The sequence below is a fragment of the Rhizobium sp. BK379 genome, assembly GCF_014193955.1.
In the GTDB taxonomy this organism is placed as follows: domain Bacteria; phylum Pseudomonadota; class Alphaproteobacteria; order Rhizobiales; family Rhizobiaceae; genus Rhizobium.
Genome location: NZ_JACIAD010000003.1, coordinates 275,584 through 290,510, shown reverse-complemented (window position 1 = coordinate 290,510; position 14,927 = coordinate 275,584). Strand labels below are relative to the sequence as shown.

The following is a 14,927-nucleotide window of genomic DNA, read 5'->3' as shown; positions in this document are numbered from 1 at the left end:
ATGACACGGAAACTGCGCGTCGGCGTCATCGGTGCAGGCATCGCTGAGCGGCACCTGACAGGTTTCGCCTGGAACAGCGATCTCTTCGAAATTCCCGTTCTCTGCTCTCTCGATGCCGATCGCGGCCAGCCGCTCTGCGAGGAGCACAAGATCCCCGAATATACGCAGGATACGAATTCGCTCTTCACGCGCGACGATCTCGATGTCATCGATATCGCCACGCCGCCGAGCTCGCATTTCGAACTGTGCAAGAAGGCGATCGAGAGCGGCAAGCATGTGATCTGCGAAAAGCCGCTGTTCGGTTCGATTACCGAAGTCGATGAGATGGCAAAGATCCTTGCGAGTTCGAACGGGCGCAAGCTGATGCCGATCTTCCAGTATCGCTATGGCAGCGGCCTGCAGAAGCTGAAATTGCTGATCGAGCGCGGCCTGGCCGGCAAGCCCTTCCTGACCACGATCGAAACGCATTGGTGGCGCGGCCCGGATTATTATGCGGTGCCTTGGCGTGGCAAGTGGGCGACGGAACTCGGCGGCGGCCTGCTCGGTCATGCCATCCATGCTCATGACATGCTGAACTATGTCCACGGCCCCTGTGCCGAGGTGTTTTCCTATGGTGCGACGCTCGTCAATCCGATCGAGGTCGAGGATACCGCGTCACTGTCGGTGAAGATGCAGAACGGCTCGCTTGCGACGCTTTCCATGACCCTCGGCTCTCGCAAGGAAATCTCCAGGCTGCGCTTCTGCTTCAGCGATCTCGTCGCAGAAAGCATTCTGGAACCCTATACGATGGGCCGCGATCCCTGGACCTTCATCGCTGGAAGCGAACAGCATCAGGCGCGCATCGATGCCGCCCTTGCTGGCTACGAAGCCAGGGAGGACGGGTATACGCGCCAATTCCAGCTTTTCCATCAGGCAATCATGGATGACCGCGATCCGCCGGTTACCCTGCAGGATGCCCGCAATTCGCTTGAGCTGGTAACGGCCGCCTATTATTCGCAGCGCACGGGCCGGCCGACGCCGATGCCGATTACGGCCGACCATCCCTTATACGGTTCCTGGCTGCCGGAAGAAGAACGGCGCCCAGCCGCCAGCGTCTGAGGAAAAGACGGTGCTGAAATCATTCGAGCATATCGGCATGACGGTCGGCAATATGGATCGTGCCATCGAATTCTATTGCGGACTGCTGGGGTTGAAGCTGCATCTGCGCAAGCAGATGCCTGACGGCATGCAGGTCGCATTTCTCGATGCCGGCGGCGGCATGCTGGAGGTTTTCGGACCACCCGGCGGTGCGGCGAGGGCGGTCGATCTCCCGGAGGGAACGGCTGGCGTCAAGCACATCACCTTCCATTTTGAGAATGTCGAAGAAACCTTCGCGCGGCTGGAAGCGGCGGGCGTCGAAATCAAGGAACGTCCGCGCTTCGCCGTCCATTCCGAGATGCTGAACAAGATCGCCTTTGTTCGCGATCCCGACGGTATCATCGTCGAGCTTGCGGAGCGCTCACAGAACCGGCTTGGCTGACAGCTGCCACGCGCCCGCTCGAAAGAAAAAGGGCGCGGTCTGAACCGCGCCCTTCGAATTTATCGGCGTTCGCCCGAAGTCTTCTTCTTGGCTTCGTCATCCGTGAGCTCGTACCACATGGCGTTGAGGACGGCGAAGGCGGCTGCCAGCGGCAGACCGAGTATCCATGCGAAATACCACATCGTTTCGTCTCCTCAATAGGCGTGGCTGTTCTTGTCTGTGACGCTCTTCTCGTCGACCTTGCCCCACAGAACCTTGTAGACCCAGGCGGTGTAGGCAATGATGATCGGCAGGAAGATGACCGTGACCACCAGCATGATGAAAAGCGTCTGGTGACTCGACGATGCATCCCAGACCGTCAGGCTCGACTTCGGATCGAGCGAGGAGGGCAGGATGAATGGGAACATCGACAGCCCGACCGTCGAGATGATGCCCAGGATCGAGAGCTTGCTGAAGAGCAGTGTCACGACCTCGCGCCGGGCCTGCATCGCGATGAAGGCAGCCGCAGCACCGAGGAAGCCGAGGATCGGAGCAACGATCATCCAGGGATAGGTGCCGTAGTTGGCAAGCCAGGCCCCGCCTTCCTGCGACACCGTTTTCAGAAGCGGATTTGACGGGCCGACCGGGCTGATATCGCTGGTGATGCGATAGCCGCTGACGCCGGCCCAAAGCCACAGGCCGCCAAGCGCAAAGAGCACGATGACCACAAGCGCCGCGATGCTGCCGAAGCGGCGGGCGCGATCGGCGACCGGCCCCGTTGCCTTGAGCACCAGCCATGCGCTTCCGTGCATGATGAGCATGGCGACGGAGAGCAGGCCGCAGAGAAGGGCATAGGGGTTCAGAAGCGCGAAGAACGAGCCTTCATAGAAGATGCGCATGTCATCCGCGAAGCGGAAGGGCACGCCCTGCAGCACATTGCCGACGGCAACGCCGAAGATTAGCGACGGTACGAAGCCGCCGACGAAGAGCGCCCAGTCCCAGCCATTGCGCCAGTTGGCGCTGTCCCGCTTGGAACGGTACTTGAATCCGACAGGGCGCAGGATGAGCGCAAAGAGGATCGCAAACATCGCCAGGTAAAAGCCCGAGAAGGAGACCGCGTAGAGCGGCGGCCAGGCGGCGAAGATGGCGCCGCCGGCGAGGATCAACCAGACCTGGTTGCCTTCCCAGGTGGCGCCGATCGTATTGATGGCGACACGGCGTTCCGCATCGGTCTTTGCGACGAAGGGCAGCAGTGTGCCGACGCCGAGGTCGAAGCCGTCGGTCGCGGCAAAGGCGATCAGGAGCACGCCGAGCAGGACCCACCAGATGAGGCGCAAGGTTTGATAGTCGATGAGTTCGTACAGGATCATGACAGGTCACTCCGCGGCTGGAACGAGGGTTTCGGAGATCAGCTTGGCTTCCGGCTCGTGGTCCGGTTCCGGCCCCTGACGGATCGCCTTCAGCATCAGGCTCATCTCGATGATGATCAGCGTCGTATAGAGCGCGGCAAAGCCGATGATGGTGAGCAGCACCGCCCAGGCGCCATGGTTGGAAACGGCGACCGCCGTCGGCAGTACGCCTTCGATCACCCAGGGCTGACGGCCGATTTCGGCAACCACCCAGCCTGCCTCGATGGCAATCCAGGGCAGCGGGATGGCAAAGACCGCGATGCGCAATAGCAGCGGGTACTTGTCGAGATGCCGGCGAGCCGACAGCCAGAAGAAGGTTGCCGTCAGCACGATGAAGAACATGCCGAGACCAACCATGATGCGGAACGACCAGAAGAGCGTCGGCACGTGCGGGATCGTGTCACGCGCGGCCTGGGCGATCTGCTCGTCGCTCGCCTGACGTGGATCATCGACATAGCGCTTCAGGAGCAGGGCATAGCCGAGGTCGTGGCCTAGATCCTCGAACGAGGAGCGCACTTCCTGGGCAACCTGATCCTGCGTCGGCGCGGAGCGGATCTGCACCAGCGCATCATAGGCCTTGATGCCGTCGCGGATGCGGGCTTCGGCCTGCTGTTCGAGCTTGTCGATTCCGGGTATTTCCGTCGTCAGCGAACGTGTGCCGATGAGGCCCATGACCCAGGGGATATGGACGGCAAAATGGGTTTCGCGCGCCTCCTGATCGGGGAAGCCGAAGGCGGTAAAGGCAGCCGGAGCCGGCTCCGTCTTCCACATGGCCTCGATTGCGGCGAGCTTCATCTTCTGGTTTTCGGTAGCGAGATAGCCGCTTTCGTCACCAAGCACGACGACCGAGAGTGCCGAGGCGAGGCCGAAGGATGCGGCAACGGTCATCGAGCGCTTTGCAAGCTCGATATGCCGGCCCTTCAGCATGTACCAGGCCGAGACGCCGAGCACGAAGATCGAGGCACAGACGTAGCCGGCCGAGACCGTATGGACGAACTTTGCCTGCGCGACGGGATTGAAGACCACGTCGAAGAAGCTCACGATCTCCATACGCATCGTCTGCGGATTGAGCGCGGAACCGACCGGGTTCTGCATCCAGCCGTTGGCGATGAGAATCCAGAGCGCGGAGAAGTTCGAGCCGAGCGCCACCGCCCAGGTTGCCACCAGATGGCCGACCTTCGACAGCTTGTCCCAGCCGAAGAAGAAGAGGCCGACGAAGGTCGCTTCGAGGAAGAAGGCCATCAGGCCTTCGATCGCCAGCGGGGCGCCGAAAATATCGCCGACGTAATAGCTGTAATAGCTCCAGTTCATGCCGAACTGGAATTCCATGACGATACCGGTGGCGACGCCCAGCACGAAATTGATGCCGAACAGAGTGCCCCAGAATTTCGTCATCTGCCGCCAGATTTGGCGACCGGTCATGACGTAGGTCGTCTCCATGATGGCAAGCAGCACGGAAAGGCCGAGCGTCAGGGGTACGAACAGAAAGTGATAAAGCGCTGTCAGCGCAAATTGGAAGCGCGATAGCGCTACGATGTCTAGTTCCATTATCTTTCTCCCACGGTCCCACGCGGTATCAAGAGTTTCCGCGTGGCCGGCCGGCCACGCGGGGTAGGCCTGTTCGCTCAATCCGGCCGAAGCCGATCGAGCGCCTTTTCGAACGCCGCCTCTCCACGGCGCGAAACTTCTGTGATGCGGCCGCCGTCGACGACGACGATGCGGTCTGCGAGCGCCGCTTCGCGGCGAATATGCGTTGCGATGAGCAGTGACCGGCCTTCCGCCTCGACTGCGAGCCGATGCAGTACGTCGCGCGCCGTGCGCCCATCGAGACCTTCGGTCGGTTCGTCGAGAAGCCAGAGCGGCGTGTCACGCAGAAAGAGACGGGCGAGCGCCAGCCGACGCGACTGGCCGCCGGAAAGCCCCATGCCGCCTTCGCCCAGCAGTGTATCAAGGCCCGATGGCAGCGCATCGACATCGGCAATCAGGCCGGCAGCGGCAAGCGCATCGCGCAACCGGTCGTCATCGGCATCTGGCGCTGCGAGCACGAGGTTGCCGCGCAGCGTATCCTGGAAAAGTTCGGTCCGCTGGGTCAGCAGCGTGCCGTCGAGTGCAGCGGCCATGCCGGAGGCCGGTGGAAATTCGCCTGCAAGCAGCGATAACAGGGTCGATTTGCCGGCTCCGCTCGAGCCGATCACGGCGATATGTTCGCCGCGGCTTACTTCCAGGGTCACATTCCGTAAGGCCGGCAGGGCCGCGCCATCGTGGATAGCGGTCACGTTCTGCAGTGCGAAGGCGAGTTCATGTGCAGGCGCCTTGGGCGCGAAATCCGCCTCGACTGCGGAAAGGCGCGGTGCGATGCGTCCGGCGGCAAGCAGCGTCCGTCCGAATTCCAGGGCACCCCGGCGCAATACTGCGAAGGGTTCTGCGGCGGCAAAGGCAACGAGCACGCCCAGTGCTGCCACAGGAGCGCTGATCGCCCCTGCCTGCATCAGCGCCGCTACGGAGAGCAGTGCCGCGACCAGCAGGGCGGTCGAAAAGAGCCCGAAGCCGAAGGCCACGCCGGTCTCTATCCGGTTCAACCGGTCGTCGGCGTTTGCCACATAGGCGTCTGCGGCTGATATCGCGTGCTCCTGGGCGGCAAGCCGATTTGCCATCAGAAGATCGGCCTGTCCGGCAACGAGATCGATCGTCCGCGACCGTAGTGTCTCGATGCCATAAGCGCGCCGCCGTGCAAATTTGCGGGCTGCCTGACCCGCAGCGAGCGGCAGACCAAGTCCAACCAGTATAAGGCAAAGGCCGAAGAGCAGCCCAAACAGCGGATGCATCAGCCCGAGCGTGACGCTGGCGACGAGTGCTGCACCGATCGCCACGGTCGCCGGCACGAGAACACGCAGGTAAAGTGAATCCAGCGCGTCGATATCTGCTGTCAGCCGGAAGAGCAGTCGAGCCGGTCGGTTGAGAAGCGTGCGCGCAGCACCCGCCGATGCCCAGCCTCGGAACAGCCGCTCGCGCAGGGCAGCCAAGATGGCAAGCGTGGCATTATGAGTTGTCAGCCGTTCGCCATAGCGGGCTGCTGTACGCAGAATGGCGAGGAAGCGAATGCTTGCCGATGGTGCAAACACGTCGAAGGTCGCGGCAACCGTGATCGAAAGCCCGGCAAGCGCGGTCGCCGTGATGAACCAACCCGACAGGCCGAGCAGAGCAATGCCGGCGATGACAGTCGCGGCCGACAGCACCGCGCCGAGCAGCAGTTCCCTACGGCGTGTCTCGAGGAAGAGATGCAGGACCGGTTTGATATCCTTGAGGAAAAAGGTCATTCGGCTGCCTCCCGAAGGGTTTCGCTGTCAAGGCGGATGGTGCGTTGCATGCGCGCGGCCAGCAGCGGGTCATGCGTGGCCACGATCAGCGTGCGATCTTCGGCGAGGGCGAGTAGGCTGGCGGTGATCTCAGCGGCAGTCTCGGCATCGAGATGGGCGGTCGGCTCGTCGGCAAGGATGATGCGGATATCGGGATCGCAGGCCGCCCGTGCGATCGCCAGCCGCAGCGCCTCGCCACCGGAAAGGCCGATGCCGCCTTCGCCGAGCGGGCGATGGCCGTAGGCTTGCGCGACGCCGGCAAGCATTGCCAGTTCGAGTGCATCGGCGACCTTGTCTCTTGTCATTCCGGGCCGGCCGAGCGCGATATTGGCCGATATCGTGCCAGCAAAGATATGCGGCTTCTGGCCGATCCAGGCCATCCCGCCGCGCCTCGCCGTCGCGCCTCCGATCAGAACCATACCTTCTCCGCAAGGTGCCAGGCCGGCGATCAGCGAAAGTATGGTCGATTTGCCGCTGCCGCTCGCGCCGAGCAGCGCCAGATGTTCGCCAGCGGCGATATCGAGGTTGAAGCCTTCAAGCACCGGCTCCTGATCGGGCTGGTAGCGAAAGCCAACGTTTACCAGACGGATGTCGCGGGCTCCTGCGGCGGCGACATTCTCCCGTTCGGGAAGCGTCATGCCTCCGGCAGCTAATCCATCCAGTGCCTTCAGCGCGGCTTCGCCCGAGGCACGGTCATGCCAGACAGCGGAGAGTTCACGCAGTGGCTCGAAGAAGGCCGGTGCCAGCAGCAGGATGAACAGGCCCTCAGAGAGGCTGAGGCCGGCCGACCAGGCGCCGAAGCGGATTTCGCCGAGCAGGCTGAAGCCGATATAGACGGCGGTCATCGCCACGCCCAGTGCCGAAAAGAGTTCGAGCACAGCCGAAGACAGAAAAGCGATCTTCAGCACTGCCATAGTGCGCGTGCGGAGCGATTCTGCTTCCGCGCGGAGCCGGTGCGCAGTGGCATCGACGGCGCCGAGAGAGCGGATCGTTGCAAGACCGCGCAGACGGTCGAGCAGGAAAGCGTTGAGGCCACCCGTTGCGATAAGCTGTTTTTCGCTTGCAGCCTGCGCGCGCCAGCCAATCAGCGCCATGAAGATCGGAATGAGCGGCGCAGCGAACAGCAGCACGAGTGCTGCAATCCAGGAGATGGGGAAAATGCAGCCGAGAATGATGAACGGCACAAGGCTTGCCTTCATCCGCGTCGGCTGGAACCGGGAGAGAAAGGGTACGATCAGCTCAGCCTGTTCGCCGAGAATGCTCGCTGCTTCGCCGGAAGCTGGACGGCCGATATCGACGGGCGAGAGCCGTGCGAGCAGGCGGACGGCTGTCGCCCGCTTTTCGCTGAGTTCAGCGCGGGCCGCGCGAAAGGCGAGGCGGGTGCCGACTGCATCAAGACAGCTCTTGACGATGCCGAGCAGCAAGACAGAGACAGCCGGCCATAGGACATCATTAAGACCGCCACCATCGGCAAGCCTGCCGACAGACCAGGCAAGCAGGCCCGCCTGCAGAATCCAGAGCGCGGCCGCGAAGGCCTGGAGCATTGCGGCGCTGCGCAAGCGGCGTCTGTTTGCAGCGGGCTTGCGTGTCCCCGCCTCTCGCCGGTTTCTCGCGTCGAAGAAAGCACGGGTCATGGCGCTAGCTCTTGTTCGCGGGATTGGGACGGCGGCGGCCAAGCGAAACGACCCTGTCCTTGGCCTCCAGCAATTTGGTCACTTTCGCGCCTAACGAGAGTAACGTTGCAAGTCTCTCTGTTTCAAGTTGCTTTACGTCTTCGTACCAATGCGTCAGCTGCTCGATCAGCGTGTGCATCTCGCTCATGCGCTCCTGCGCATGGCGTTCGGCCTCGCTTGCGGGGCGCTGCATGAGAATCTCGCGCAGCACGGAAAGCGTCGGATCGACCTCACGCTTCTTTCGCTCTTCGGCAAGTGTTCTGAGGATGACCCAGACGTCGTCGGGCGTCGTGAAGAAATCGCGCCGGTCATCCGGCTTGTGGCGTAGCAGCACCAGGTTCCAGGCCTGCAGCTCGCGAAGGCTCATGGAAACATTCGAGCGCGATATGCCGAGGGCATCGACGATTTCCTCTGCGCAGAGCGGCGCTGGCGAGACGTAGAGCAGAGCATAGATCTGGCCGACCGTACGGTTGATTCCCCAGCGGGAACCCATTTCACCGAAGTGCAGGACGAAGGACTGAACGAGAGGCGGAAGGTTCATTGTCATTTCCGTTGCGTCTGTGATTTCAGAAATTTCTGAAATCACTATACAGACTTTCGCGTTTGTGCCGCAATTGGCGAGCTTGACCTGCGTCAATTTGGAAGCGTTCTTCGGTGATCTGCTTCTTCATAGACCGGCGCTGAGCGCCCGGAATTGACTTGAATCAAATCTTGCAAACATAAAACGCCCGGCAGACTGGTGTCTGCCGGGCGCCAGATGCTGTTTGAATTTTAACTTGTCGGTGAGGCGTGAGCCTCAGATGAGGCCAGTCAGGAGGCCGACGCCGGCAATAGCTGCAAGGCCGCCTGTCGTACGCATGACAAAGACACCCCGCCGTTCGCCGAAGCGAGCGATAAGGAAACCAACGCCGAGCCCGACTGCATGCAGCAGGGCCGTTGCGAACATGAAGCCTGCGGCATAGGCGGCACCACCCGCATTTTCAGGCATTTCGACCCCATGCGCATGGCCGTGGAAGACTGCAAACAGGCCGACAACAGCCATTGCGGCCGCCGTGGAGGCGCGCATGTTCAGAGCGACGACAGCACCGAGCACGATGACGGAAAGCGCGATGCCGGTTTCAACGAAAGGCACGTTGATACCGGCCATGCCGAGCGCGCCGCCGAAGGCCATGACAAGCACGAAGGTCGCTGGCACGGCCCAGACGGCGCGGCCGCCAAGCTGGAAGGCGAGCGCGCCGACCATGACCATGGCCAGGATGTGATCGAGGCCGGACACCGGATGGCTGAAACCATGGACAAGGCCTGCCGTCTCGCCGACGCCGGTATGGGCATAGGCAGCTGCAGGAAGCGCTGCGGCGGCAAGCGCAAGGACGCCGCTCTTGAAGACTGATTTCATGATGGAATTCCCTCTGTTTTATAGATCCTGCGGCCGCCGATCGCTCAGTCCCGGTTGCAAGTCGCTTCCACAAGCTAATCCAGCGAAATTTCATCGTCAACGGAAAGCAAAAGAATAGGTAGGAATTTCAAGTGCTTATATCGTAGGCAATTGCCGTTTTGAAAGGCGTCTTCACAAGCGCCCGCCAACGGTACTATCAATCACGTTGCGGCGGTGAGAGCCGCCGCATCTTGAGGAGGATTCCATGACGAATACCGAAAAGCCGCTGGCAATCAGTGCGCCGGAACCGCGCACGCTCGACCTGATCTTCAGCGACAAGGCGCGTGCCGAACTCAATGCCAAATATGAGATTGTCGAGGCCGATGCCGAAAACATCGCCGGCCTCGGAGAGGATATTCTGGGCAAGGCGCGCTACATCATCGGCCAGCCGCCGCTTTCGGCGGAAACACTCGGCCGCATGCCGCAGCTTCGCTCGATCCTCAACGTCGAGAGCAACCTCCTCAATAACATGCCCTATGAGATCCTCTTCCAGCGCGGCATCCACGTGGTGACGACCGGACAGGTTTTTGCAGAGCCCGTGGCGGAGATCGGCCTCGGCTTTGCGTTGAGCCTTGCCCGTGGCATCGTCGACGCCGATGTTGCGTTCCGGGAGGGCAAGGAACTCTGGGGCGGCGAGGGCAATACGAGCGCGCGGCTGATCGCGGGTTCGGAGATTGGGATTGTCGGTTTCGGCGATCTCGGCAAGGCGTTGCGCCGCGTCCTTTCAGGCTTTCGCGCCAGAATCAGGGTTTTCGATCCCTGGATGCCTCGTTCGATCCTGGAAGAAAATGGCGTCGAGCCAGCGAGCCTGAACGACGTGCTGACACAGAGCGATTTCGTCTTCGTCGTTGCCTCCGTCACCAGCGAAAACAGGGGCTTCCTCGGCGCGGATGCTTTCGCCAGCATGCGCAAGGGTGCGGCCTTCATCTTGCTCAGCCGTGCCGATGTCGTGGATTTCGAAGCGCTGATGGCGGCCGTCGCGTCAGGCCATATCGTGGCGGCAAGCGATGTCTATCCTCAGGAACCGCTGCCGCTCGACCATCCCGTCCGCAGCCTCAAAGGCTTCCTCCGCTCGGCCCATCGGGCAGGTGCGCTCGATATCGCCTTCAAGAGGATGGGCGACATGGTGCTCGAAGACATGGATCTGATGGATCGCGGCCTGCCGCCGATGCGCTGCAAGCGGGCGGAGCGCGAAACGGTGTCCCGAATGCGCTCCAAACCCGTGTCGGTCAATTAGGCTGCGCGCTGGCCGGTGCCCTGGATAGCGGCAAGCTTCCAATCGGCGCCGGGCTTGCGCACGAAGGTCCAGACCTCTGTGCTTTCGCTCGGGCGGCGATCGTCACCCGAGACGACACGGCCGCTCGCGCGCTCGACCATGGCGTCGATCGAGGAATAACGCATCGCAAGCGTTGCATATTCCTGACCGTTCTCACGCCAGGCTTCGGCAATATCGCCCTGCAGAAGCTTGACGTCGGAGACCTGGTTGCGCACGCCATTTGTGGCGTTCTCGCCAAGCTCTTCGGCAAGATAGGACATGGCTTCCGGTGTCGTCAGGCGGCGCAGCGCGGCGTAGTCTTCTGCGCCATAAGCGGTCTGAACCTTTGTCAGCAATTCCTCGAACTGGTCGAGGTCCGCCTGGGCAAGGCCGACCTCATCGCTCGGGCGGGCATTGCGCTGCTGGCTGCCGGAACCCGAGCCGATCGCCGGAATATGGAAGGACGAACCGCCATTGGCCGGCGTCATGTTATGGGCCTGCGGTCCACCATAGCTATGGCTGCCTGTTCCATACGAGGGTTGGCGGCGATTGGCGAAGAAACGCATGGCGAGTGTAATCGCTCCGAAGATCAGCGCGATCTGCAAGAGCATGCCAAGGAAACCGAAGCCGCCACCGAAACCATGGCCGAGCAGCATGCCGAGAAGGCCGCCGGCAATCAGGCCACCGATCATCGAACGACCGAAGCCGTTGAAGAGGCCGGGGCGCTGCTGAGCATAACCGGGCTGCTGGGTGCCGTAAGGCGCAGTCGTCTGCGGGCGCGGCGTCATCGAGCGTTCGATGGGCGCGGCCGGGGCCGGGGCAGTCTGTGTGATCGGAGGCGCGTTGAAGGTGCGCGTGCCACGGCTTCCGAATCCGCCAAAGCCGCCGGCGCGGCGCGCATCGGCGTCTCCGATCGAAGCAAAGACGGTGGCGCTCGCAAGTACAGCGATAGCCGCAATCCTGGCAAAACGCGAAACGGCACTGGGCATTCTTCATCTCCTATCATGCGCTGAATGGCATGTTCGGAGATAATATAGGTATTCTTTCTGCCCTGTGAAGTTGTGGGATGCTACTGACAGACGTCGACCCATTCTGCGCGGGTGATTTCCACCAGTCGTTCGGTCGGAATATGCACGGCGGAATTGGTCGAACCGGCGGCCGGAACGACCTCGCCGAACTGCTTCAGCGATACGTCGCAATAGATCGGCAGCGGTGCAGGCAGGCCGAAGGGGCAGACACCGCCGACCGGGTGGCTCGTCACTGCCAGCACCTCTTCGGCATCGAGCATGCGCCCCTTTCCACCGAACGTGTCCTTGAACTTCCTGTTGTCGAGACGCGCGGTACCGCTTGCCACGATCAGCATGGTGCGGTCGCCCACACGAAGGCAGATCGTCTTGGCGATCTGCGCGGGCTCGACGCCATGCGCTTCGGCGGCGAGAGTGACTGTCGACGAACTGCCGGCCGTTTCGACGATGGCGATATCGGGGGCATTGGCGGCGAAGAAGGCGCGAACGGATTCAAGGCTCATGGGATAGGATACTTCTGGATCGACAATCGACAGGGAGGCCGCGAAGCGGCGGTGAATTCCCGCACTTGCGGGCCAACTTAATATTTAAATTTTAGAGAATTCAATTGCTTAGTTGCCGCAATATCGTTTTCGGTCGTCCTTTTGAGTGGCGCGGATTGTTCCGAAATTCTAAGTCATGGATATTGCTGGAAAAATTGGCAGCTGCGCAACAGGGACTCCAGAGTGAGCAAGCCGAATTATCGCGATATCGCCCGCCAGGCGGGCGTGGGAACCGCGACCGTCGAGCGCGTGCTCAACGGGCGCGGTGGTGTGCGGCCCGAACTCGTCGAGAAGGTGATCATTGCCGCGCGCAGCCTGGACTACCCACGAACACTCCCCGATACGCATCGCGGCCTTTTGCGCATCGAAGTGCTGATGGTTCGCCCTGAGACCACATTCTATCAGCGGCTCTCCAAGGCATTCGAGAGGATCGCGGCGACGCTCGATCCTCTCGTCGTCGTACATCGCAGCTTCACCGAGGAGATGAAGCCCGAGGAGATCGCCAGGCGCATTTTGTCGACCGACCTGCCGCGCGCGGGCCTCATCCTCGCGGTGCCGAGCAACCCTGTCATCAAGGCGGCGGTGGACAAGGTTGTCGCCCAAGGGTTGCCTGTGGTTCATGTCGTGACCCGCGCTTCCGATCGCTCGGGCGAATTAGTCGCCATCGACAACTATGCTGCCGGACGCACTGCAGCACTCTTCATCGGTCGAATGGCCCGCCGGCAGGGCTCTGTCGTGGCGATCTGCCATCCGATCTATCAGGTCCATCGCGATCGTATCCGCGGATTTTCCGAATATTTTCTGGAGCATGCCGGTGCCACCAGCTTCCAGTGGCTGGGCTTCGGTCTTGATGAGGAGCATATCAGCGCCGAGCTTCTCGCGTCAGCTCTGAAGACCTATCCGGACTTGGCCGGTCTTTATAATGCCGGCGGCGCCAATTCCGCTCTCATTGATGTGCTTCGACGCCAAGCCGCCAAGCGCGATATCTTTTTCGTCGGCCACGAATTGACGGACTACACCCGCAAGGCACTTCAGGATGGCATCATGGATGTCGTCCTCGATCAGGCGCCGGAAGCGCAAGCCAGGCGATCGCTTGATCTCATCCTGCGCCGCATTGGCCTGACCGATATCGAGCCGGATCAGGCACCCATCCGTTTCATCACCATCACCAAGGAAGCGCTTTGATCTGATTTGATCAAGAATGGCTTCGGCTCCGACGCGCTCCCCTGTTACTTTTGCGTCAGGGGGAGAGCCGGAGCGTCGCGAGGAGCGACACCGGACAGGGCGCAGACGGCGCTCTCCTTCATCAGATCTGCGCGGACCGATATCGGATCCACCTGAAGGAGAGTGCAATGGACGATCTGAAATTCGGCACGCGCAACAAGCGCGGCGACTGGGCGCCGAACCAGCCGGTCGAGACCGCGCCGTTATTTGCGTTTCCGCCGCGGCTGATGGCCATCGTGAAATGGCTGCCGCATTATTTCTTTCCGTGGAATGCGATTTTCGCCGCTTCGGCCGTTGCCTATTGGGCCTGGGTCATTCCGCCCGTCGAAACAATGCGGACGCCGGGCATTGGCTGGATTGCTTGGTTATATGCCGTCAATGCGGTCTGCGTACTCCTGTTCTACGGCGCATTCGAGCTGCATCTCTATGTGCTGAAGCGGCAGGAGAGCCGCTTCAAGTACAATGGCAAATTTCCCTCCGAGCAGAAGAACAAGGCCTTCTGGTTCGAAAGCCAGAACCTCGACAATATATTGCGCACGTTCCTGTCGGGGGTAACGATCTGGACGGCGATCGAAGCAGGCATGTTATGGATCTATGCCAATGGTTATGCGCCATGGCTGAGCTTTGCCGAACATCCCTGGACGCTGGCACTGGTCGCGCTGGCGGTGCCGATCATCCACGAGTTCCATTTCTTCTGCATCCACCGGCTCATTCACACGCCCTTCCTCTATAAGTGGGTGCATTCGGTCCATCATAACTCTGTCAATCCGTCGCCCTGGTCGTCGCTATCCATGCATCCGGTCGAGCATCTGCTCTATCTCGGAACGGCGTTCTACCACCTGATCCTGCCGTCCAATCCGATCCTGATGCTCTACCAGCTTCATTATGCGGGCTTCGGCGCCATCCCAGGCCATGTCGGCTTCGACAAGGTCGAGGTCGGCGAGGATACGCTGGTCGATAGCCACGCATATGCGCATTACCTGCATCACAAATATTTCGAAGTGAATTACGGCGATGCATTGATCCCGCTCGATAAGTGGTTCGGCACCTGGCACGACGGTTCGTCCGAAGGCGAGGCGCGCATGCAGGAGCGTTACCGCCGCCGCAAGGAAAAGCTCGCCGCCCGCAAGGCTGGCATGGAAGTGAAGGGAGCAGCCGAATGAGCTGGATCACTGCCTGTAAACTCGAAGACATCGAACAGGAAGGCGCTATGCGTTTCGATCACGGCAGCCGCACCTATGCGATCTATCGCGGTCCCGATGACAGCGTCTATTGCACTGCCGGCCTCTGCACCCACGAGGCCATCCATCTCGCCGAAGGTCTGGTCATGGATTTCGAAGTGGAATGTCCCAAACATTCCGGCGCCTTCGACTATCGCACCGGCGAGGCGCTGCGGCTTCCGGCCTGCGAGAATTTGAAGACCTATCCCGCCGAGGTGATCGACGGGGAGGTGCGCGTGGCTCTCGCCTGAGCCTGCATCTTTTGCAGGCCTGAGTGGCCTCCGGAATGC

Annotated in this window: 15 protein-coding genes; 6 read left to right on the top strand and 9 right to left on the bottom strand. The window is 61.3% G+C overall.

All coding sequences use genetic code 11. From position 1 onward, the window contains the following. A complete protein-coding gene (locus FHT93_RS17740; RefSeq protein ID WP_183848664.1) occupies positions 1 to 1,098 on the top strand; it encodes a Gfo/Idh/MocA family oxidoreductase in 1,098 nt (365 codons plus the stop codon). Positions 1,099 to 1,108: 10 nt separating this feature from the next. Continuing rightward, the gene (locus FHT93_RS17735) at positions 1,109 to 1,519 is read left to right on the top strand and encodes a VOC family protein (protein ID WP_112972389.1); all 411 of its coding nucleotides are present in this window, start codon (positions 1,109 to 1,111) and stop codon (positions 1,517 to 1,519) included. Between the two features lie 59 nt (positions 1,520 to 1,578). On the opposite strand, the gene cydX is transcribed toward FHT93_RS17735, so the two are convergent. The 7 genes from cydX to FHT93_RS17700 form a co-directional block, all read right to left on the bottom strand. Continuing rightward, positions 1,579 to 1,701, bottom strand: coding sequence for a cytochrome bd-I oxidase subunit CydX (gene cydX / locus FHT93_RS17730; protein WP_112542487.1), 123 nt, complete (start codon positions 1,699 to 1,701; stop codon positions 1,579 to 1,581). 12 nt (positions 1,702 to 1,713) lie between these two features. After that, positions 1,714 to 2,868, bottom strand: coding sequence for a cytochrome d ubiquinol oxidase subunit II (gene cydB / locus FHT93_RS17725; protein ID WP_183848662.1), 1,155 nt, complete (start codon positions 2,866 to 2,868; stop codon positions 1,714 to 1,716). Positions 2,869 to 2,874: 6 nt separating this feature from the next. Next, entirely contained in the window at positions 2,875 to 4,455 is a 1,581-nt protein-coding gene (locus tag FHT93_RS17720; protein ID WP_112972386.1) for a cytochrome ubiquinol oxidase subunit I, read from the bottom strand. A gap of 77 nt (positions 4,456 to 4,532) precedes the next feature. After that, positions 4,533 to 6,224, bottom strand: a complete 1,692-nt coding sequence (locus tag FHT93_RS17715) for an amino acid ABC transporter ATP-binding/permease protein (protein WP_183848660.1) — start codon at positions 6,222 to 6,224, stop codon at positions 4,533 to 4,535. Next, positions 6,221 to 7,897: a thiol reductant ABC exporter subunit CydD gene (gene cydD, locus FHT93_RS17710; protein ID WP_113017041.1), complete on the bottom strand. Its 1,677-nt coding sequence runs from the start codon at positions 7,895 to 7,897 to the stop codon at positions 6,221 to 6,223. The genes FHT93_RS17715 and cydD overlap by 4 nt, the downstream gene beginning before the upstream one ends. 4 nt (positions 7,898 to 7,901) lie before the next feature. Continuing rightward, a complete protein-coding gene (locus FHT93_RS17705; RefSeq protein ID WP_113017040.1) occupies positions 7,902 to 8,477 on the bottom strand; it encodes a GbsR/MarR family transcriptional regulator in 576 nt (191 codons plus the stop codon). A 255-nt stretch (positions 8,478 to 8,732) separates the two neighbouring features. Beyond that, the gene (locus FHT93_RS17700) at positions 8,733 to 9,332 is read right to left on the bottom strand and encodes a HupE/UreJ family protein (RefSeq protein WP_113017039.1); all 600 of its coding nucleotides are present in this window, start codon (positions 9,330 to 9,332) and stop codon (positions 8,733 to 8,735) included. Between the two features lie 244 nt (positions 9,333 to 9,576). On the opposite strand from FHT93_RS17700, the gene FHT93_RS17695 reads away from it, so the two are divergent. Further along, positions 9,577 to 10,608 carry a hydroxyacid dehydrogenase gene (locus FHT93_RS17695; RefSeq protein ID WP_113017038.1) on the top strand — a complete coding sequence of 344 codons (1,032 nt, stop codon included), beginning with the start codon at positions 9,577 to 9,579 and terminating at the stop codon, positions 10,606 to 10,608. Here FHT93_RS17695 and FHT93_RS17690 read toward each other — a convergent pair. Then, positions 10,605 to 11,615: a Tim44 domain-containing protein gene (locus tag FHT93_RS17690; protein ID WP_113017037.1), complete on the bottom strand. Its 1,011-nt coding sequence runs from the start codon at positions 11,613 to 11,615 to the stop codon at positions 10,605 to 10,607. The genes FHT93_RS17695 and FHT93_RS17690 overlap by 4 nt on opposite strands. Before the next feature lie 80 nt (positions 11,616 to 11,695). Then, positions 11,696 to 12,154 (bottom strand): YbaK/EbsC family protein, encoded by a 459-nt coding sequence (locus tag FHT93_RS17685; RefSeq protein WP_113017036.1) that lies wholly within the window; start codon positions 12,152 to 12,154, stop codon positions 11,696 to 11,698. Between the two features lie 222 nt (positions 12,155 to 12,376). Between FHT93_RS17685 and FHT93_RS17680 the strand changes: the two genes are divergently transcribed. From FHT93_RS17680 to FHT93_RS17670, 3 genes are all read left to right on the top strand, one after another. Then, positions 12,377 to 13,378, top strand: a complete 1,002-nt coding sequence (locus tag FHT93_RS17680; protein WP_113017035.1) for a LacI family DNA-binding transcriptional regulator — start codon at positions 12,377 to 12,379, stop codon at positions 13,376 to 13,378. A 167-nt stretch (positions 13,379 to 13,545) separates the two neighbouring features. Further along, the gene (locus FHT93_RS17675; RefSeq protein ID WP_183848658.1) at positions 13,546 to 14,580 is read left to right on the top strand and encodes a sterol desaturase family protein; all 1,035 of its coding nucleotides are present in this window, start codon (positions 13,546 to 13,548) and stop codon (positions 14,578 to 14,580) included. Continuing rightward, on the top strand, positions 14,577 to 14,888 hold the full coding sequence (locus tag FHT93_RS17670; protein WP_112542475.1) for a MocE family 2Fe-2S type ferredoxin: 312 nt from the start codon (positions 14,577 to 14,579) through the stop codon (positions 14,886 to 14,888). The genes FHT93_RS17675 and FHT93_RS17670 overlap by 4 nt, the downstream gene beginning before the upstream one ends. Positions 14,889 to 14,927 lie beyond the last annotated feature (39 nt).